The 21,673-nt window shown below is 33.1% G+C and carries 14 protein-coding genes; 5 read left to right on the top strand and 9 right to left on the bottom strand.

The features are described from left to right. Nucleotides 1–64 precede the first annotated feature (64 nt). On the top strand, nt 65–1,063 hold the full coding sequence (locus LG649_RS08800) for a hypothetical protein (protein ID WP_226543416.1): 999 nt from the start codon (nt 65–67) through the stop codon (nt 1,061–1,063). A 255-nt stretch (nt 1,064–1,318) separates the two neighbouring features. Here the strand turns inward: LG649_RS08800 and LG649_RS08805 are convergent, their stop codons facing one another. The 3 genes from LG649_RS08805 to LG649_RS08815 all read right to left on the bottom strand — a co-directional run bounded on the left by LG649_RS08805 (nt 1,319) and on the right by LG649_RS08815 (nt 6,175). Then, complete coding sequence (locus tag LG649_RS08805) at nt 1,319–2,467, bottom strand: PepSY-associated TM helix domain-containing protein (RefSeq protein WP_226543418.1); 1,149 nt, start codon at nt 2,465–2,467, stop codon at nt 1,319–1,321. Between the two features lie 66 nt (nt 2,468–2,533). Continuing rightward, on the bottom strand, nt 2,534–3,763 hold the full coding sequence (locus tag LG649_RS08810; protein WP_226543420.1) for a hypothetical protein: 1,230 nt from the start codon (nt 3,761–3,763) through the stop codon (nt 2,534–2,536). 30 nt (nt 3,764–3,793) lie between these two features. Continuing rightward, nucleotides 3,794–6,175 carry a TonB-dependent receptor gene (locus tag LG649_RS08815; protein ID WP_226543429.1) on the bottom strand — a complete coding sequence of 794 codons (2,382 nt, stop codon included), beginning with the start codon at nt 6,173–6,175 and terminating at the stop codon, nt 3,794–3,796. A 168-nt stretch (nt 6,176–6,343) separates the two neighbouring features. Between LG649_RS08815 and LG649_RS08820 the strand changes: the two genes are divergently transcribed. Continuing rightward, the gene (locus LG649_RS08820) at nt 6,344–7,396 is read left to right on the top strand and encodes a sensor histidine kinase (protein WP_226543431.1); all 1,053 of its coding nucleotides are present in this window, start codon (nt 6,344–6,346) and stop codon (nt 7,394–7,396) included. Then, entirely contained in the window at nt 7,397–8,062 is a 666-nt protein-coding gene (locus tag LG649_RS08825) for a LytR/AlgR family response regulator transcription factor (protein WP_226543433.1), read from the top strand. Between the two features lie 100 nt (nt 8,063–8,162). On the opposite strand, the gene LG649_RS08830 is transcribed toward LG649_RS08825, so the two are convergent. Beyond that, a complete protein-coding gene (locus LG649_RS08830) occupies nt 8,163–9,089 on the bottom strand; it encodes a sterol desaturase family protein (protein ID WP_226543435.1) in 927 nt (308 codons plus the stop codon). A 141-nt stretch (nt 9,090–9,230) separates the two neighbouring features. After that, a complete protein-coding gene (gene lysA / locus LG649_RS08835; RefSeq protein ID WP_226543437.1) occupies nt 9,231–10,466 on the bottom strand; it encodes a diaminopimelate decarboxylase in 1,236 nt (411 codons plus the stop codon). A gap of 187 nt (nt 10,467–10,653) precedes the next feature. On the opposite strand from lysA, the gene sucC reads away from it, so the two are divergent. Next, complete coding sequence (gene sucC / locus LG649_RS08840; RefSeq protein ID WP_044633335.1) at nt 10,654–11,844, top strand: ADP-forming succinate--CoA ligase subunit beta; 1,191 nt, start codon at nt 10,654–10,656, stop codon at nt 11,842–11,844. 36 nt (nt 11,845–11,880) lie between these two features. On the opposite strand, the gene LG649_RS08845 is transcribed toward sucC, so the two are convergent. Beyond that, nucleotides 11,881–12,162, bottom strand: a complete 282-nt coding sequence (locus LG649_RS08845) for a DUF1456 family protein (RefSeq protein ID WP_226543439.1) — start codon at nt 12,160–12,162, stop codon at nt 11,881–11,883. A gap of 355 nt (nt 12,163–12,517) precedes the next feature. On the opposite strand from LG649_RS08845, the gene LG649_RS08850 reads away from it, so the two are divergent. Further along, nucleotides 12,518–12,931 (top strand): TerB family tellurite resistance protein, encoded by a 414-nt coding sequence (locus tag LG649_RS08850; protein ID WP_226543440.1) that lies wholly within the window; start codon nt 12,518–12,520, stop codon nt 12,929–12,931. A 106-nt stretch (nt 12,932–13,037) separates the two neighbouring features. Here the strand turns inward: LG649_RS08850 and uvrB are convergent, their stop codons facing one another. Genes uvrB through LG649_RS08865 form a run of 3 tightly spaced genes read right to left on the bottom strand, consistent with a single transcriptional unit; the run spans nt 13,038 to nt 21,668 of the window. Continuing rightward, nucleotides 13,038–15,041, bottom strand: a complete 2,004-nt coding sequence (gene uvrB, locus LG649_RS08855) for an excinuclease ABC subunit UvrB (RefSeq protein ID WP_226543442.1) — start codon at nt 15,039–15,041, stop codon at nt 13,038–13,040. 26 nt (nt 15,042–15,067) lie between these two features. Further along, nucleotides 15,068–17,095 (bottom strand): T9SS type B sorting domain-containing protein, encoded by a 2,028-nt coding sequence (locus LG649_RS08860; protein ID WP_226543444.1) that lies wholly within the window; start codon nt 17,093–17,095, stop codon nt 15,068–15,070. A 46-nt stretch (nt 17,096–17,141) separates the two neighbouring features. Then, a complete protein-coding gene (locus LG649_RS08865) occupies nt 17,142–21,668 on the bottom strand; it encodes a T9SS type B sorting domain-containing protein (RefSeq protein ID WP_226543446.1) in 4,527 nt (1,508 codons plus the stop codon). Between the last annotated feature and the right edge of the window lie 5 nt (nt 21,669–21,673).

Consider the following 21,673-nt stretch of genomic DNA (forward strand, 5'->3'; position numbering starts at 1 on the left):
ATTTTTTTGGAGGGAATTAAAACCTTGATTCGTTTTAATTATATAACGAATTTTAAAAAACATTATGAAAAACTTTATTAAAACACCCATCTTATTATTGTTAACAATTATCAGTTTTCAAGCTTGTACTTCCGAAGAAAATATAGAGGAAACAACATCGAGCGAGTTAGCAATATCTCAAGATTTAGCAGCAAAAATAATTGAAACTGCAAATTACAAGAACGATTATAATTTCTTAGTATATGAGTCGGCGAATTCGAGTTGCGAATTTCCTTCAATGCGTTGTTATTTTTCTAATCCTGAAGGTGATTATTTTGTTTTTAATACTTACGAAGAATCATTAGAGGATTGGCTTACAACATACAACCAAATAAAAACAGAAATACTGAGTTCTACCGGAATAGCATTTACTAACGAAGATTTTTTTATAGACCAAATGGACTTAAATACGGGCTTTTTAGGGATGTCTACCAGAGAAGAATTTATAGAATACTTTGAGAGTTGTAACGATGGAGGTATTGGAACTACTGTAGAATATGGCGTTCCGTTTTTAGAAGCCTATTTAAATTGCGACAATACAGAAAAAATTTTAGCCTTGTCTGGCGAATCCCTTACAGTTACAGACACGCAAGATTTGCCAGCAATTCAAGAGTTCCTGCAAGGTATTAATGCAAACAACAATACAAACTACAGTTTAGAAGATATTACACTGTTTAGTATTTATTATAAAAATATTTATGATAGTGATGAAAATATTAATGAAACAGATAAACTTTTAAATTATTTTGATGATTGTTTATTTAACAGAGACACTACTAATACCGATTGTTTAAACTTTGTGTATCCATTAGAATTAAACCGTTTTAACCTACAGTTAGAAGAAGTAGTAACTACAACTATTGAAACCGATGAAGCACTAGCAGAAGCCTTTGGTATAGATGTTGGCGAATTAGGTTTTGTGTATCCTATTGAGTTATTAGGAGGAAATGGCAGCGTTATAACCATTGAAAATAATGAAGCGCTTGAAAACGCCTTAAATAATCCTGCTAATTACTGTAACTAAAATTAATGGGCTAAGTTGAAATAACTAAAAACCTCAATTTTTAATCCTTAAAATAAGTTGTTATAACGGCTAAAAATTAATCCACATGCAAATCATTAATCAAAACAAAAACAGTAATACGTTTTTAAACAAATTAAGTCAATTTTTTAAAAATTGTGCCATAGGAGCAAAATATGCTTTAGGACGTTAATTAAAAATTTAAAGTTCGGTTATGCTAGTAACCGAACTTTTTTAGGTGTAAATAGTAATTGGAAACTAATTTAATCTTTTAAATGTTTTGCCATACCAAATAAAGAAACCAGTAATAGGCAAAGAAGCAATTAATAAACTAGCAATAAAAACAAGTATCTGTGTTGGTAACCCTCCAATAGTACCAACATGTAAATCGTAGTTTAAAGCTTGTATTTTTTCACCATTATTTTTATCGGAGAAATTGAAAGTGTTTAATAGTTCGGCGGTGTTTCTATCAAAATATAACTCGGTACGCTTATAGTTTTGTTCTCCTTTTTTGTAAACACGTATAATATAAGGTATGCTAGGTTTAGGATGCTTTCGAAGTAAAAGATATTCGAATTCAGGATAATGAGTTGTTACTGTATTTAAAATAACATCAAACGGTTCTTTAGGGTTTATATTTTTTACAGGTTTAGAGAGTTCTGCATATGGAATGATTTTACCACCATTTGCAACCCATTTAACAGATGCGTTAAAACTTTTAGAAGCCCAAATTAATCCGGTTAAGGCTAAAACTAAAGCTATAGTAAATACATAAAAGCCAAAAATGCGGTGTAAATCATAATTTTTACGTCGCCATCTTGAAGTTTTTTTCCAACGAAACCAAAAACTTTGTTTACGTTGCGATTTTTTTGGCCACCATATAACGAGCCCAGAAATAAGCATAATTACAAAAATCCAGGTTGCACCAGCAATAATATAATGGCTAATTGGGTTGTAGCCCATAAAGAGAGTCATGTGTATGGCTAGGGCAACATTAAAAAATTCCCATTTGGAGTTTTCTATATAAGTAATTTTGCCGTTATAAGGGTTTAGGTAAACGGTTTTGTAAAATTTCATGTAATTATGATAACCAAAAGTATTAGCATCAACATCCATAAAACTAATGCTAACTGTGTGACTGGAATCCTCTGGAATAACTACATTTTGAAAACTGTATTGGTTATTAAAAGCGCCTTCTGCCGTTTTTATAAGTTGAGATATTGGAACTTTTTTAGTTTGGTCTTTAGGAACTATAATTTCATGGCGGTCTTTGTAGATGAGGTCTTTTATATCATAAGAAAACACATAAATACTGCCCGTTATGGCTACAACAAATACTACAAGTCCAGAGGCTAAGCCTAACCATAAATGAATTTTTAAAAGAATTTTTTTAAAAGACGTTTTCATATTACAAAAGAAGCTTCGAACTCATTTTTACAATGAGCCCGAAGCTTTAATTTTAGCTATATGCTGTTAGTTTTTTAATAAAGAATTTACATAAACATTACTACCATCTAGTGCAGCCCCTTGTGAAAAAGCATTAGCACCACCGCCAATAGTTATTTCATAAATATGTGCATCACCACCAGTAACACTTACAGGAATGTAAAATTTATCGTCTTCAACACAATCTAATGTAAAAATGTTTACAAAAGATGCATCTGGTAAATTTAACTCTGTTACCGTTTGGTTAATTAAATCTATTTCTACTAAAGTTCCTGTGTTTTGAGATAAGTCTCCCCATTCAGGAACATCGGCATTGCGAATTACATTAGCGTACGCTATACCATCAGCAGCATACCAAGCATTCCAGATAGAAATTGGTTCACTGAAGAAAGAAGACACATCTAATACATAATCATCATCATAATCACCATTTGCAATTTTTACAAAAACAGAAGATTCATCGGCTACTTCATCGTGCCCATACCAAAGTTCGCTTGTAATATTATATTGGTAAATATCGCCAGTTTCGGTAGCAAACGTTCCATTAGTTCTGTAGCCTGCGGTCATACCTGCTGAAGCACTAGAAGTAATAATTTGAGCATTGGTTAAAGATGGGTAATCGTATACAACGGTATAAAGTTCATCTTCAATTCCTGTCCAATCAGAATTACCGTATAAGGATCCGAAATAAATTTTTCCATTTTCAACCAAAGCATTCGACCATAAATTAACTTTTTCACCAACCGTAGGGAAGCTAATAAAGCCTGAACTTGTAGCGGCGAATGTTTCTATATCTATAATAGCATAAGGCGTGTAACCATCGCCGTTAGGATTGCTAGATAAAAATAAATCGCCATTATCTGTAGCTTGAATGTATCGGAAAAAACCACCAGCAGTTAGTACGGCGTTAGATATAGCATCAACTTTAACTGGACCATTTTCAGTTAATTCAAATTTTTCAGTTAAACCTTCAGTATTGTTTATAACATAAAGATACCCGTCTACAGAAGCTGAAATATTAGACCACCCTTCATATCCGTTACCAACTATAGTTAAATTGCCACTTGTAATATTATCTGTAGTTAAAAAATAGCCTTCGCCATCTACAGCGGCTCCAACTAGGTAATCTGGATATTCGGCACTTGGAGTAGGATCACCACCGTCGTCGTTAGAATCACAACTAGTTAAACTTAACCCAAAGATTACAAGTAAAATCAGCAAGTTTGTTTTTAGTAAATTATTAATTTTTGATTTCATAGTTTTAAATTGTATTAATTTGATTTTTATTTATAATTGAAAGTTAATTTTTGCAAAAATTGCTCGTCCTGGTTTTTGCAATAAAAAATTATCGTAAACCTGTTCGTTAAGAATATTGGAAACATCTAAAGCAAGACTTAACTTTTCAGAAGGAAAAGTATAACTTAACCCAGCATCAAACACCAATTGTGTTGGTACAACATCTTTTTGATCGGCAACGCCAAGACTGGGCCATCTTAAGAAAAATTCGTGTACGTAACTTGCTTGAAAGTAGGTAAAAACTTTAGATTCCTTTTGAAAAAGATCTTCAAGCGTGTATTCTATACCTGAATTGGCTAAAAGGTAAGGTTGATTTCTAAGTCTGTCTCCATAAAGTATATTGGAGTTCCCGTTTTCATCAATCTTTTGTTTATTTCTAATATTTTGATAAGTACCATTAAGGTTTATTCTTAGGTTTTGATTGTAATCGTAGATAATATCGATTTCGGCACCAGTACCTCCAATTTTTCTAATATTAGTGTATTGCCCCAATTCTTGGCCTCCAAAAATGTTTAGTTGAAGTTTATTGGTTACACTTCGGTAAAACGTGTTTAAAGCAATTTTTACGCCATGGTTGCCAAAACCATATCGTCCTAAAATAGTTCCAAAATTAATATTAAAACTTTGTTCTGGCTCGATTTCAAAATTAGGAGAGATAGTTACCCCATCACCTAAAGCTTCGGTAGCACTTGGTAATCGTGTAGCCTGTTCTAGAGATGTTTTAATTAAAAATGAGGGTTTAATTTTGTATGATGCGGCAAAACCACCACCCCAATTATTAACATGGTTTTTATAGTTTATAATTTCGTATTCGGTGGTGTATTCTAAGTCGTTTATTGAGGCATTAAAAGCGTAATATTTTACAAAAGCATTGGCTTTTAGTTTATTGTTAAATTTTGTGGTTTCTAAAGAAAGCCCTGCAAAATGAGAACCTATACTTTGGGGCTCAGAGTATGGAATTCTGCTTTCTGCCGCAAAAGGATCTTTTCCTGTTCGTTTTGTGTTTGAAAAGAGGTAATTAAATGCAAGTTTAAAATTTAATGGTAATTTATAAGTTGTATTTACTCTGTAAATTTGAGACTTATCGTTTTGTGTGTAAAGTGAACTACCGTTGCGTCCAATTTCACCTCCCGAAGGGTTTGTGCCTATAATTTCACCACGCCAATCGTACACATTCATGGTGGTATCTATAACGGTACTTTTAGTTTCAGAATATCCAGCGAAGGTGTTTATATCAAGTCCGTTAGTTAAGAAATCTTTTTTTTGATAGGTAAGTGTAGGCATAATAACAGTTTCGTTATTTCGCATTTCGCCATACACATGCCCCATAGTTTGCCCTGTTTGAACGCCCTTTTTTTGATCTGAAACTAATAAACTAATAAAAAAATGATCTGTCCATTTTTTATTGGTAAAACCAAAATCTACTTTTGCGCTTAGCGTTTGGAAATCGTCATTGAAACGTTCGGCAGGATTGTCTTCGGTAAAATATATAGCCCTACCAGTACCTTCTTCACCATAAAAAACGCCTTCTCCCCATACTTTATAGTTATTATCCGAATAGGTGTAAAATGAAGAAAGTCTTGTAGTAAAGCCCGAATTAGATTTCCATTGGCCGTGTAAAGCTACTTGGTGTGTATTAAAAGAGCCAAAAGAGTATGAGGCTTCTGCAAAATTTGAAGTCTCTTTGTTAGTCACTAAATTTATGGCACCTCCTAGCGCGTCTGAACCTAGGGATACAGGTACAACACCTTTATAAATATCTATACGTTCTATAAGAGAAATAGGTAAGTTGTTTATGGAGTAAGAGGATCCATAATAATCCATAGGAATACCATCTATAAAAAAGCGAATGGCATTACCTGTTAAGCCGTTTATAGAATATTCAAAATCGGAACCAATGCCACCAGTAGACCTTACGTTAATTCCTGGTGCTTTATCTAAAACAGCATTTATGGCAACACTTTGATTTATAATTTTTTGAGTTTCTATGGCATCAACACTAAATCCCACTTCTTCAATTTTAGTTGATTTTGTTTTGCCTGTAACTACAATTTGGTCTAATTGTGCAGTGTCTTCTTGTAAAACAATGTTTTTTGTTAATACAAGGGTATCTATATTTATTGGTATTTCTTTGGTTTTAAAACCAATAGCTGAAACTTTTAAGATATAGGTTTTATATGGTAAATTTTTAAGTGTATAAAATCCATCAAAGTCAGTGGCCACCCCATGGTTAGAATCTTTTATAATAACGGTTATACCTGCTAAAGGTTCGTTTTTAGTGTTGGTAACTAAACCTTTTATAGTGCCGTTTTGTGCTTGAGTATAGCCTGTAAAGCTTAAAATAAAAACAATAACAATTGTAATTTTGGTCATTTTATTTAGACTTGATAAAAATAAAAGTCAAAAATGAAAAAAAATCCCCCTGTATAAAAGTTAAAATCTGTAAACGACATTTAAAACATGCCGAACGTCATGTTGTATTTAGAATGATTCTTAAAAAAGAAATGTTTGTTATATTTTTGAGCATCTTAAAAAATAGAGATGCTAAAAATTGTAGTTAGTTTTTTTAAAAAACATAGTAAGGAGCTATTGTTTCAAGTGGTTATTTTATGTGTACTCTTTATTTTTTACACTTATACACAGCGGGTAGGTATACACGAAGACACTTTTTTAAATAAGATAATTCCTTATGAAATTGTTTTTTTTGCAAACTATATTATTGGGGCTTATGTAATTAGTTATTTCTTGATTCCTAGATTGTACACAAAAAATAAATTTTTTAAACTTTTTCTTAGTCTTTTAATCTTATTAAGTATTATAATTTTAATCGACGAATTTGTTCTAGAAAAATTATATTTTCCAACTACCAGAGGTACTTATTTTCCTGGTATAATTTTTACCTTGGTAGAAACACTTCCCGTTATTTTACTTTTTGTAGGCTTTAAATTTGCCTGGGATTATAATGAAAAACAAAGAGAAGTAGAGGTTTTAAAAAGCTTGGTTCAAGAAAGTGAACTTCAATTTTTAAAGTCGCAAATAAACCCGCATTTTTTGTTTAATAATTTAAATAATTTATATGCTTATGCCATTGAAAGCTCAAATAAAACACCAAAAATTATTTTAGAGTTATCGTCAGTTTTACGGTATATGTTATACGACTGTAAAGAAAATTTTGTGCTGTTAGAAAAAGAAATTTTGCATTTAAAAAACTTTACAGAGTTGTATAAGTTACAAATTGAACATCGGGGTATAATAAATTTTAAGGCAGATAATTTGCCAAATAATTTTACAATTGCGCCTTTAATTTTGATGGTGTTTATTGAAAATGCATTTAAACATAGCATTGCGAGTCAAACTGAAGATATTGAAATTTGGGTGACCATTAATGTAGACCATACAGGTGCGCTTAAGTTTAGCTGTAAAAACCGGTTTTCTGCAATTACCAATACAAACAATTTAGCGAAAGGCATTGGTTTGGTAAACGTAAAAAAGCGATTAGAATTACTTTATAAAAATAATTATAAACTAAATATAACAACCACTAATAACTTATATGACGTAGAGCTTGTTATGAAATTAAATCCTGCTATATAAATGATAACTTGTGTAATTATTGAAGACCAACCACCTGCACAGCGTATTTTGCAGAAATATATAGGAGATTCTGAAAATTTAGAGTTAAAAAACACATTTTCTGATGTTATTAAAGCACAGGAGTATTTAACTAAAATGACTGTAGATTTAATTTTTTTAGATATTCACTTGCCAAAAATTTCTGGAATTGATTTTTTAAAATCGTTTAAAACTAAATCTGGGATTATTTTAACTACGGCCTTTTCGGATTATGCTTTAGAGAGCTACGAATATAATGTAGTTGATTATTTATTGAAGCCCTTTTCTTTTGAACGTTTTAATCAGGCCATTTCTAAATTGGTAGTAGATAAAGAGTTTGATGATCCGTATGTACTTATAAAATCGGGTTACGATTTAATAAAGCTTAACCAAAATGAAATTATATTTATAAAAGCAGATGGCGATTATACCGAAATTACAACGCTTGAAAAGAACTATTTAAGTACAGATACTTTAAAGCAATGGTTGGAGGTTTTGAATCAAAATTTTTGTCAAATACATAGGTCGTTTATTGTTAATACCAATAAGTTTAAAAAGGTGTCTGGTAACCAGGTTTTTATGAGTAATAGTGATGTGTTACCCATTGGGAGGGTCTATAAAAAAGAATTTATAGAACGGTTTGTGTAGTTAGCCCACGCGTTAGGGATTGAGGCATTGTTGGAGCTACTCGCAGAGAGCGACTGCCGAAAGCCCGACCACGCCCTAAAGCGTGGTAACGCCCAATTTATTAATTTTGTTGTTGTGCTAGTAACTTACGCTGTTGCTTTATGGTTAATGAACTACCATCGTGACTCCAACCGGGTGCTGCAAAAGCATACATAAATTTATGATACCAGTTTTTAGACTTTTTCATGTCGTTCCAGATATCTTTATACTCGTGGGTTAAAATTACTAGTGGGTTGTAGGAGTTTGGCGGATGTGTAACACCATATTTTATGGGGATGTTTTCGTCTAATTCTTTCCAGGTACCAAATATTTTATCGAAAATATTTAAAAATCCGCCATGGTTTTTGTCCATATACTCAAAGTTTTGGGCATGGTGCACTTGGTGCATGGTGTGGGTGTTAAATATTTTTTCTAAAAAACCTAGTTTTGGAATAAATACAGAATGTAATTGAAATTGCCACAAAGATTCTATACCTAAACAAACAACTACCATTTCTGGAGGAAAACCAATAGCGGGCATCCACATATAGAAAAATGGTTTATAAAGTACAGTAAACCACCCGTTTCTTACCGCAGTTCCTAAATTAAAATTATCGGAGGAATGGTGTACAATATGTGCGGCCCATAGTACGCGAACATTGTGGTTTTGGCGATGAAACCAATAATAGCTAAAGTCGTCGGCCAATTGACAAAGTAACCAAATATACCAAACGTAACCAAACGATTCGTAACCCATAATATTGGTGCGAACACCATTAATTTCTGGGTTAAAAACGTTGTAAACAAAATTAAACAGTACTATGGCTGCAATAGTTTTGGTTAGTGGAGCAATAATTGCAGAGCCAATACCCATGCTTAGGCTTGCACCTAAATCTTTATAGTTGTATAAATCTTTTTTTTCTTTGTGGTGCTTGCTGTAGGATAACTCTAGAAGAATAAGACCAAGAAAACAAGGAACGCCGTAAACCAGCGGGTTTGTAAAATCCATTAAAAATTGTGTTTAGCCCAAAAATAGGATGATTTTATTATTAAACAGACTAAATTTAGATTTATTTTAAATAAAAAGACCGCTTTTAACGTTAGGACGTATAAAAGAGGTCTTTAATAAATAGATTATATGTTTGCTAGCTTATTTAGCTAATGTTTTTTCTGCTTTTGGAGTGAAATTTACTTCTACTTGATTTCTTGTTAAATCTTCAAAAGTTTCACGCTCTCTAATTAAATGTAATTGGTTGTTATACCAAAGTACCTCGGCTGGTCTAAACCTAGAGTTATAGTTACTTGCCATAGAAAAACAATAAGCACCTGCGTTTTTAAAACATAAAATGTCGCCTTCGTTAATTTCGTTTATTCTACGGTTGCTACCAAAAGTATCGGTTTCACAAATGTAACCTACTACGGTATAAAAACGCTCTTTACCATCTGGGTTTGATATGTTAATAATATCGTGATGCGACCCATAAAACATCGGGCGTATTAAGTGGTTTAAACCAGAATCTACTTGTGCAAAAACAGTAGATGTGGTTTGCTTTACCGCATTTGCTTTTACTAAAAAGTGACCTGCTTCACTAACTAAAAATTTACCAGGTTCGAAGGCTAAGGTTAAATCTTTACCATATTCTTTACAGAAATCGTTAAATCTTTTAGATAGTTTTTTACCTAATTCTTCAATATTAGTTTCAATATCGCCCGCTTTATAAGGTACTTTAAATCCTGAACCAAAATCTATGAAATCTAGATTTTTAAATTGTTTTGCGGTTTCAAATAAAATTTCACTGGCATATAAAAATACTTCAATATCTAAAATGTCACTTCCAGTATGCATATGGATACCGTTAATGGTCATTTGAGTATTTTCTACAATACGTAAAATATGAGGTATTTGGTGTATTGAAATACCAAATTTAGAATCGATATGACCTACAGAAATTTTGCTATTTCCACCAGCCATAACATGAGGGTTTATACGAATACAAACCGGTGTTTTTGGATATTTAGTACCAAATTGCTCTAAAATAGCAAGGTTATCTATATTAATTTTTACCCCAAGTTTTGCAGCTTCTTCAATTTCGCTTAACGAAACACCGTTTGGTGTAAAAATAATTTGTTCTGGTTTAAAACCAGCAGCTAATCCCAATTGTACTTCTTGAATAGAAACGGTATCTATACCAGAACCTAAACTATTTAAAAGCTTTAAAATGGATATGTTTGATAAAGCCTTTACCGCATAACTTATTTTTAAGTGTTTTACACTCTTAAAGGCATTGGTAAGTCTTTTGTATTGAAATTCAATTTTTTCGGCGTCGTAAACATATACAGGACTGCCAAATTCTTCGACAGCTTTTAGTAATTGAGTATTGGTCATAACTTTAATTTTGCGCAAATATATTCCTTTAAGTGGTATTAAAAATAAAAAATACTGAAAATTTTTAAAATTAAACAAAAAGTTAATTATTTAACAAATTAAAATTATAGAATATTTTTAAACATTAAAATTGGGTAAGTAAAGCCTATTATTTACATTTGCTATACTTTAACTATATAATGTCATTATGAATTTACACGAGTATCAAGGAAAAGATATACTAGCAGGTTTTGGCGTGAGAGTACAACGCGGTATTGTAGCCCAAAACGCAGACGAAGCAGTAGAAGCTGCAAAAAAATTAACAGAAGAAACCGGAACAGGTTGGCACGTAATTAAAGCACAAGTACATGCTGGTGGTCGTGGTAAAGGTGGCGGTGTAAAACTTGCTAAAAATTTAGAGGAAGTTAAAACAGTTGCTGGACAAATTATAGGAATGGACTTAGTTACACCTCAAACTTCTGCCGAAGGTAAGCGTGTGCACCAAGTATTAGTTGCCGAAGATGTATATTATCCAGGTGATAGCGAACCAGACGAATTTTACATGTCTGTGTTATTAAATCGTGGTACAGGTCGTAACATGATTATGTATTCTACAGAAGGTGGTATGGACATCGAAACTGTTGCCGAAGAAACACCACATTTAATTTTTACTGAAGAAGTAGATCCTGCTGTTGGTTTATTACCATTTCAAGCAAGACGCGTTGCCTTTAACTTAGGTTTATCTGGTTTAGCATTTAAAGAAATGACTAAATTCGTGATGTCTTTATACACAGCTTACGTAAAGTCTGATTCTTCTTTATTCGAAATTAACCCAGTTTTAAAAACTAGTGATGATAAAATTTTAGCTGTTGATGCTAAAGTAACTATAGATGATAACGCTTTATATCGTCATAAAGATTATGAAGCATTAAGAGATTTACGTGAAGAAAACCCAATTGAAGTTGAAGCTAAAGAAGTAGGATTAAACTACGTAGATTTAGATGGAAATGTTGGTTGTATGGTAAACGGAGCTGGTTTAGCAATGGGAACCATGGATTTAATTAAGCAAGCAGGTGGAGAGCCAGCAAACTTTTTAGATGTTGGTGGTACTGCTGATGCTGCTCGTGTTGAAGCTGCTTTTAAAATTATATTAAAAGACCCTGCGGTAAAAGCTATTTTAATTAACATTTTTGGTGGTATTGTACGTTGCGATCGTGTGGCACAAGGTGTTATTGATGCTTATAAAAACATGGGGAATATTGAAGTGCCAATTATTGTGCGTTTACAAGGTACAAATGCAGATATCGCGAAAGAATTAATTGACAATTCTGGATTAGCGGTATTAAGTGCTACAGAATTTCAAGAAGCTGCAGATAAAGTACAAGAGGTTTTATCGTAAAACATACTTCTTAGTTATATAATAAAAAAGAGCAACTTAATTGTTGCTCTTTTTTTGTGGTTTATTTTGAGATTGGGGTTTTGGTTTATCACCTTTTTTAGGCATTGGGCCTCTTAAATGTATAACCAAACCGTTTAAAAAATTACGCAATATTTGGTCGCCACACTCCATGTATTTAGGATGATCTTCACGTCTAAAAAAGGCGCCTAATTCACTTTTAGAAATTCTAAAATCTACTAAAGCTAAAATTTTTACTATATCATCATCTCTTAGCTTTAAAGCTACCCTAAGTTTTTTTAATACATCGTTATTGGTCATAATCTGTTAATCTGGTTAAAAATCAATGCATTTCATCGATTTTTAAATTTATAAAGTCCGAAACTAGCGTTTTTTTAAATATTGAAGTTAGTAATTTATAAAAAAATAAAAAAAACTCACATCATTAAATGTAAATAATTGATTTTGAGTAATTTGAGTTAAATTTGTGTTTTTGACTCTTCAATGAATAAAAAGATAAAAAGCATTTTTTTTAGATAATATAATTTCGATTATGATGAAATAAATAAAATTTACGATAAAATACTCAGCTCTTTTCGATATAATACCAATTTGGTAGGATTAATTTATAACCTTTCTGTTTAAATTTATAATAGAAATTAAATCCACCCTCAATATGGTTAATAGAATAGAAAAACTAAGTCTTTTATCAGAGATGATAGCTTTCGCTTCACATGATAAAGATATTAAAAGTGTAGAGTATAATTTTTTACTTGGTGTGGCAAAACAACTAGGTATTTCTCGAGAGGATTTTGATTATTTAATTGAATTTCCTGTAACTTATACGCATTTAAAGTCGCATAGCGAGCGTATTGTGCAATTTCATAGATTGGTGTTATTAATGAATATTGAACAGGAGCACAGCGATATTGAAAATAATAAAAGTGTTGCAAAACTTTATAACTTTGGTTTACGTATGGGCTTAAGCCATGAATCTATTACTAAAGTTTTGTATTTAATGGAGAGTTTTCCGAATAAAATAGTACCACCAGATGTATTAATTGATATATTTAAAACACAATACAACTAATTGCAAATTACCTAATAACCCCTGCATGTTTTGTTTAAACAAACAAAATTTTTTATTAGGGTATAGTATTTAACTAATCCAACCAATTATACGAAAAGCTAAGGGTTTAGGCCTTTAGCTTTTCTAGTTTGTCCTGGTATACTTTTATTTCGTCGCGCAATTTGGCAGCTACCATAAAATCTAGTGCCTTTGCGGCTTCTTCCATAGCTTTGCGCTTTTCTTTAATTTTCTTTTCAAGCTGTGGTTTACTTAAATATTCACTTTCGGGTTCGGCAGCTTTTGCTGCTTCTAATTCGTAATGATAGGTACTAACCGAATTTTTAGTAAGTGCATTATCTAAACTTTTATTTAAAGCTTTGGGTTTTAAGTTATGCCTAGTGTTATAATTTATTTGCTTTTCACGACGGTAATTAGTTTCATCAATGGTTTGTTGCATGCTTTTAGTAATTTTATCGGCATACATTATAGCTTTACCATTTAGGTTTCTTGCAGCGCGACCAACCGTTTGAGTGAGCGATCGCGTAGAACGTAAAAAACCTTCTTTATCGGCATCTAAAATGGCAACTAATGATACTTCGGGTAAATCTAAACCTTCACGAAGTAGGTTTACACCCACTAAAACATCAAACAAACCTTTGCGTAAATCTTGCATAATTTCTACCCGCTCCAAGGTGTCTACATCACTATGAATATAGCGACAACGAATTTGAATTCTATCTAAATATTTAGTCAATTCTTCTGCCATGCGCTTCGTAAGTGTAGTGACTAACGTACGTTCGTCTTTTTCTACACGAATTTGTATTTCTTCAATTAAATCGTCTATTTGATTTAAACTCGGGCGCACTTCAATAATGGGATCTAATAAACCAGTTGGTCTAATAATCTGTTCTACGTAAACTCCATCGGTTTTTTGTAACTCGTAATCTGCTGGAGTAGCACTTACATAAATAACTTGGTTTTGTAAAGCTTCAAACTCTTCAAATTTTAATGGACGGTTATCCATGGCGGCAGGTAACCTAAAACCATATTCTACTAAGTTTTCTTTTCTGCTTCGGTCACCGCCGTACATGGCGTGTACTTGCGAAATAGTAACGTGACTTTCGTCTACGACCATTAAATAATCGTCTGGAAAATAATCTAGTAAGCAGAAAGGGCGTGTTCCTGGTTGTCTGCCATCAAGGTAGCGCGAATAATTTTCTATACCAGAGCAATACCCGAGTTCACGAATCATTTCTAAGTCAAATTCAGTGCGCTCTTTTAGGCGCTTAGCTTCAAGATGTTTACCAATATCTTTAAAATAATCATGTTGCTTAACTAAATCGTCTTGTATATCTTTAATAGCATTTTGTAACACATCGGGAGAGGTTACAAACATGTTGGCAGGATATATGTTTAAGCGATCGTATTTTTCAATAACCTCGTTAGTTTGTATGTTAAAGGCTTCAATCTCTTCAATTTCATCACCAAAAAAATGAATACGAAAAGCATCATCAGCATAACTCGGGAAAATATCTACAGTGTCACCTTTTATTCTAAAGTTTCCGTGGTTAAACTCTGCTTCGGTTCTAGAATATAAACTTTGTACAAGTTTATGTAACAATTTAGTTCTAGAGATTTCTTGATCTCGTTTAAGGGTAATAACGTTTTTTTGAAATTCAATGGGGTTACCAATACCATATAAACAGGATACCGAGGCTACAACCAACACATCTCGCCTTCCAGAAAGTAGTGAGGATGTGGTGCTAAGTCGCATTTTTTCAATTTCTTCGTTTATAGATAAATCTTTTTCTATATAAACCCCAGAAACAGGAATATAAGCTTCGGGTTGATAATAATCGTAGTACGATACGAAATACTCTACAGCATTATTTGGAAAAAACTGCTTAAACTCTGAATATAACTGTGCTGCAAGGGTTTTGTTATGCGCTAAAACTAGAGTAGGACGTTGTACGTCTTGTATAACGTTAGCGACTGTAAAAGTTTTACCAGAACCTGTAACACCAAGAAGTGTTTGAAATTTTTCGTCTTGATTTATGCCATTAACTAATTGCTTTATGGCTTGTGGCTGATCTCCTGTTGGGCTAAACTCTGATTCTATCTTAAATTGCATATTGCAAAATTAAGGAAAATAAGTGTTTAATGTTTTAAGCTAAAGTGTCCTTTATAGGTTTTACCATCGGGAAGTTGTATATAAAACCAATAATCGTCGTTTGGTAAAGTCTGACCTTGATATAAACCATCCCATCCTGTAGTTAAGGGATTAATTTGTTTTAGAAGTTTGCCATAACGATTAAATATTTGAACATAAATATTAGCGTTTATTTCGGTTGATAGCCCAATAACATTCCAAGTATCGTTAATACCATCGTTATTGGGTGTGAAAAAATTGGGGAAACCAAATACAGAAACCTCTGTTTCTATAGATTCGCAACCATTGGTGTCGTAAATAGAAATAGTATGTAAACCCGCTTGTACATTTGTAAAGGTATTGTTTTGCTGTGGCGAAGTATTATTTAAAACGTATTCGTAATTGCCAGCTCCAGATACTATAACACTAATGGTATTGTTTGTAGAACCTTCGGTAACAATAACATCTTCAATTATAGCAGCGTTTGATGTATTTACAGTAATACTATTACTGGCAGAACAACCATTTAAAAAAGTAGCTATTACTGTATAAGTTCCGGCTTCATTAATTTGAATTGAAGCGGTGCTTTGAGAAATTTCAGTGTTATTTAAAAACCATTGGTAACTCGTCGTATTATCATCTGCATTGATAATGCCAGAATCAATAGTTATGGTGTCCGGATAAGTATTAACGCAATAGGTATACGTTTCCGTATTTAGAAACTGAGGGACTTCTATAGCTTGTAGCGTAATTGGAGAAAGCTCATAACAATCGATGTCATTCTTAATTTTCACATAAATAGTTTGTGAGTTGGCTTGGGTATTTTGATAATTTCCAGAGATTTCATCGGATTCATTGATATCTGTATAAAAATTAATATATGGCGGTTCTTGGAAATTAGATAGAATGGTTGCTTTTAAATCATCTAAATTAAATATCGCATAGCCATCCAAATCATCATCACAAACTGTTAAGTTGAGATTGTTTATGGTAAAAGGTGTAAAATATTCTATAGTAATTTCGCCGTAAGAAGTACATTGTCCTTGTAATTCAACTTCAACATTATAAGTGCCAGCTTCTTCAACGGTAAATGTTTCATTAATAGCTCCAATAATTTCTGCACCATCTTTAAACCATTTATAGGTATTATTACCAAGTTGAGAGGCATCTAGTGTTAAAGTGTCGTTTTCGCAAAGTGGGTTATTGGTATCTATTAATCGATCTTCTCCTAGGTCTGTACTTAATTTAAAACTACCAGCTTCTAAAAACACAGCAGAATCGTACCTGTAGTTTTGTTCATCGGCAATTACAAGTTTAACATGGTAAGTTTCGTTAGGAATGGTATTAGTTATGGCTGTAAGCACAGCGGTTTGTCCATTAAAATTAATAGGAGCAGAGGCGTCGTTCCAGCTACCAAAATAACTTTCGTTTTCTGCGCTGCAAGAGTTTGGTATTTCTGGATGAACGGTAGTTACTTTTACAGGAGTTTGTGTGTTTGGTACTAAAGCAATATTCGTAAAATTGGTAGCGTTTTTTTCTTTTATTAGAAACCCAAATAAATCGGAATATTGACAAGTACTACTATTATTTTCTTGGTATTCTTCTGAAGCAAAAACGTAATTAAAACTAATTTGTGAGGCAACAGATTTAAATTCGAACTCAATAATAGTAGCGTTTAACGTATTGGTTTTGTTTAAAATAGTTTCTAAATCATGGTCTCCAGTCCAATTTGTAGCATCGTCGTCGCTTAACGTAGTATTAGGACCTTGAACGTTTGTTAATTTTCCAGTGCTTAAAACAATACCATTTGTAAAAGGAAATGAGGAGTTGTTGGCATCGAAGTAGCCAAAGCTTTGGTCTGTGCCACTAAAATTTCCGCCTACAACATTAGTTACCACAACATCTGTAATACAATTGCTGTCTATTAAAATATCTTCAATAAGTTGTTGTGCGGTGTAAGTAGCACTGTCTACTTGAACATTTTGCGCAAAAGAAAAGGCGCTTATAAAAAGGATGCTAAATAAAAGATGTTTCATGTTAATTTAAAACGCTTGGGTAAATATAAGCACTTAAATATTATATTTAACGTTTTAAGGTGAAGTGGCCATTGAACGTTCTACCATCGTTTAAACTTATTTTATACCAATAATCTCCTGTTGGCATTAATATTCCTCTAGATGTCCCATCCCACCCCTCGTTTAAAGAAGAGGCTTGTTTTAGTAATTTACCATATCTGTCGAAAATAAAAATGGTTTTAACATCTGTAGAGTTATTTAAACCTATAATTTGCCATGTATCATTATAGCCATCGTTATTTGGGGTGAAAAATTTCATAATTCCCATAACTGAAAGTTCTAAACTTGTTTGTCCGCACCCTTTTTTGTCATTAACATAAAGGGTATAAAGCCCGGGAGTAACATTGTAGAATTCAGGACTATCTTGGTATACAACATTTAAGCTTCCCGTTTCTGCCAAAGCGAATTCGTAATCTCCTAAACCTAAATTTGAAGTATTTACGGTTACGCTATTATTGTTTTTTGTAAAATCTACAATAGTAATATCATCGGTTGTTAGTGTGGCGAGTTCGGAAGCATTTACAAAAACTTCTTTAGTTTCAGAGCAATTGGTTCCATTAGTGGTTGTAAGCGTAACAAAATACGTTCCGGGTTCTGATACGGTTAATGTTGAAGTGGTCTCGCTTAAAAGTTGATATGCAATACTGCCATCTAAACTAGTAAAATGCCATTCATAGTTATAGGTTTCGTTGGTATTAACTTCATCCGGATCTAAAACAACTGTAAAATCAGGATTAGAACTGCAAACAATTTGGTTTTCTACAATACTAAAATCTGGCAGAGCTTCAACTATTAAAAGATTATTTAGTTCTTTTAACCCCAAGCAATTATTACCTAAATTACTTTTAACACGTACCCAAATACTTTGGTTGTTAGGCGAACTAGTGTTAGTGTGGTTTGAAATATCAATAATTTCATTGGTTTCTAAAGTTGCATCTTCTTCCGATTCGTAAAAGTGAGTTGTTACATTTAAATTGGAGAAAATAGAATTCTCAATATCATCTTTTACTGAAGAAAAATTAAAAGTTGCAATACCATCGTAGTTATCTGTGCCATCATCGCATTGGTAAATGGAGTCTGGATTATATGCATTTAAAACGACGCTCGATGGACTAACAACGATTGATAACGCTACGGCACGATAACAGCCGTTTGCATTTTCAACCCGTACCCAAATAGTTTCAGGAGTAAAACCTAATGAATCTTGATAGTTTTCTGGTGTAGAAATAGCATTTGTATTGTCTTGAGCATCAGTTTCGGTTTCAAAATATGAAAAGGATAAGCCCTCGGAAATATAATTAGGATTAATGTCTTCTTTTATACTATTCAAGGTTAAGTTAAAAAAGGCCTGCCCGTCGTTTGATGCATCATCGCATTGCGTATACGTATTTGGTGTATTGGCAGTTGGTAAAGCATTAATAAATAAAGTAACTTCGTTTGAATATAAGCCGCAAGTGTTACCCGACCGATTTAACAAAACTCTAAACTTATAATTGTTGAAGCTATTAGGTGTGTTATTTACGGTTAAACTTTGGGTTGTTGATCCAGAAAAATTAATATTGTCTGTTAGGGTTTGCCAAGTAGAGCCATCGGTACTCAATTCCCACTGATAGTTTTCTGCTTCTGTAGAGCTAACACTAAATGTTCCAGAACTTAGCTCGCATACGGTAATATCTTCTGGTTGGGTTGATATACTTATAGGCGCATAGTTTAAATAACTGCTGTCTGGTAGCGTATAACCATCAACCGCATTTGTAACAAGTCCGTTAGCATCAACCGTAACCGTGTTGTTTCCTACATAAGTATCTAGATTTTCATCGGTAAAACCGGCTTCAATAACATCGCTACAGCCATCACCATCGCTATCGTAATCAATATAAGAGAATACAGTATCATTATCTAAATCGTTTAAAACATAGCCTAGGATGTTGCTGTCTGCCGAAGTTTCGGCAGCGTCTGTCCATCCGTTTGTGCCGTAATTTGGACCGTCTTCAACACCATCTAAATTGGTGTCGGATAATGTTCCTAATTGGCCGGTTTCAATTAAATCGTAAATGCCATCATTATCACTATCTAAATCATAAAAATCATAAATGCCATCGTTGTCAGTATCAATTGGGATTGTAAAGCCATCATAAACATCATCTAAACCATCAAAATCATTATCAATTCCCGTTAGCTCAACTATTTGTCCAGAGCCTTCAATGTTATCTGGTATGCCATCGTTGTCGCTATCAAGATCTAGTTCATCTTTTAAACCATCATTATCTGAATCTTTTTTAAAGCAGGTTAATGAAATATTGCCAGTAAAGGTTGATGGTGTTACTTGATCTGATAGATAATGATAAAACGAAAAGCTATCTATGGTATTAGCCAAAAATTGATAAGGTGTATTTCCTGTTGAAGCTGTATTTATTTTAAAATGGATTTCGGAACCTGATATTTGAGTAATACCAGTTTCAAAAACGCCGTCAAAATTTGAATCAACTAAAAGTTTGTCATCTGGGTCTACTAAGGTAATATTTTTGTTTGATGGTGTTATTTTTACAACAAAGTATTCGTTGTTGTTTGATGCAGAGGTAATTGAGGATTCGGTAAATTTAAAATTTACAGTTTCGGAAAAGTTTAGAGTATATTCACTTTGTGCTGAGGTGTCATTTCCTAAAATGCTTATAAAACCCCCTAAATTATCACCAAATAAGGTGTTTGAACTACCCGAACTACTAGTTTCGGTGTAAGAAGCACTTACCATTGATATATTTGTCGTGTTGTCTTGAAAAACTAATTCAGGATTGGTAACGTCGCTTAAATTTATAGTAACATCGCCTTTAGATTCGGTACAGTTTAAAATACCATCATTATCGTTATCAATATCTAAATTGTCTATAATGCCATCATTATCAATGTCGTCTGGACATAAACTTACGGGTACTTCGGTCGATTCTAAAGTTTCTCCGGTACACGTAATGGTGCCAATTAACTTGTATTTACCAGGAATTGTTGGAGTTATAGAGGGTACATTAGTGCTTAATAATTGGTAACCAGAGCCATCATCAAAATACCATTCGTAGGTATCAAAACTATCAGCGTTAGCAGCTTCTAAACTAACATTTGGGATACAATGACCTAAGGTGGCAAATTGTGTGTCAAAGCTAATTTCTGGTGCTGTTGGAAAGCCAGAGTAATAACCACCGGAAGTAGCTGAACCATTTACGTTAAAATAAGCCACGTATAACTCATCATCTCCTTGTACAGAAATATTATTTGTTAAGCCTGTAACTTTGTAGGTTACGTAGGCGCTATTACCAGAAACGGTACTGGGGCCAATAACATTATAGTTTGAAAGCGCCAAATTATTTATGGTAATGTTTGCGCCTGTTCTTGTTACTATTGAAACACCGCCGTCGTAGGTTGTGCCTCCAATATTATCAATATCGGCTATGTTATCAATATTTCCTCTAGTTTCACAACTTAACGGAGGGACAAAAAATAAACCTTGATTGGCTTCACTACTTGAACCTATACCTTGATACGCAAAAACATTTTCAGAGGTTTCTACATACATGTTGCCAAATGTATTATAGTTATTGCCTTCTATAACATAATATTCTCCAGCATTAATAGTAGCAACGGGAGCGCTTCCATTTATGCCTATTGAGGTGTTATTGGTATGGGCAACAATTAAAACATTTTCCCAGTCGTTACTACCATTACCTTTAACAAAAATATATTCATTGCCAATTTTTGAGAGTCCAGCGATTTGATCTAATCCATAATCTCTGCCAGTACCATTATGAAAACTTCCATTTGTAGAGCCACAATTTACTACAACAGGCAGGTTTGAAGATATTAAGCCGCCTATTAAACCGTCGGTTAAATTATTAGTTTCGTTTTCTTCAATATTTGCGGCAATTATATAGCTTTCTCCTTTATCTAAAGTTACTGATATGGGGTAGCCGCCTGTGTGATTTTTTAAAATGAGATTGTTAGGTAAATCGCTAAAGGTAACAATGGTATTATCTTCGGTAGCCATTACGGAGGCAAAACTTAGGTAGTTATCTTGAGGGTTTTCACTTGTAAACATACCTATTCTAAAAGAGGTGTCTAATGCAGATAGCCCTTTGCTAACTAAAGCACCAGCTTGAGCATTACTACCAGCTTCCATTCTTATAGATACATAAACTGGAGCATCTGCTTCTATAATATAGCCTTTATTATTAGTAATGGTAGCTGTAAAATTTGAATCGACAAACAATTGCCCATTGCCATTGCCTAAATATTCAATAAACGGGGTGTTATTGTCTACAGAATCAGTAATATAACTTGTAGCAGGTTGCCCAATAGGAATAATTGTAAAAGGCACTGATGTGTTTGAAGGAGTGGAAATATAGAGATATTGATTTTCAGGGTTAGCATTACCATATTCAGAGCTTGTTAATGGTGGAATATAGTGTGTTGTGCTTAATTGGGCGTAACCTTTAATTGAGCATACCCATAAAAGCATTAAGTAAAATAAACGTTGGTTAAGCTGCATTAGTT

This window comes from Neotamlana laminarinivorans, assembly GCF_020523925.1.
Classification (GTDB): Bacteria; Bacteroidota; Bacteroidia; order Flavobacteriales; family Flavobacteriaceae; genus Neotamlana; species Neotamlana laminarinivorans.